The organism is Skermanella aerolata KACC 11604, from assembly GCF_000936425.1.
Lineage (GTDB): Bacteria > Pseudomonadota > Alphaproteobacteria > Azospirillales > Azospirillaceae > Skermanella > Skermanella aerolata.
Genome location: NZ_AVFK01000237.1, coordinates 1 through 360 on the forward strand (window position 1 = coordinate 1; position 360 = coordinate 360).

Below are 360 nucleotides of genomic sequence, written 5' to 3' on the forward strand. Positions count from 1 at the left end.
TGAACCGCCCCAGGATTCCTGGAGGCCGGTTTAGTTGAGTCACGCCGCTATGGCGACGTCCTCGGTTTGAGCATAGTAGCGCGCTTCGGCCTCGGCGGGCGGGATATTGCCGATGGGCTCGAGCAGGCGCCGGTGGTTGAACCAGTCCACCCATTCCAGGGTGGCGAACTCGACGGCTTCCAGGGTGCGCCACGGTCCGCGGCGCCGGATCACCTCGGTCTTGTAGAGGCCGTTGATCGTCTCGGCCAAGGCATTGTCATAGGAATCGCCAACGCTTCCCACGGAGGGCTCGACGCCAGCGTCGGTGAGACGCTCGGTGTACTTGATAGCGACATATTGCGACCCGCGATCGGAATGATG

1 protein-coding gene is annotated in these 360 nt (G+C 63.1%); it reads right to left on the bottom strand.

Annotated features, from left to right (window positions below):
• Positions 1-39: 39 nt before the first annotated feature.
• The coding region (locus N826_RS39360) for an integrase core domain-containing protein (protein ID WP_044438140.1) at positions 40-360 on the bottom strand (321 nt) is incomplete at its 5' end.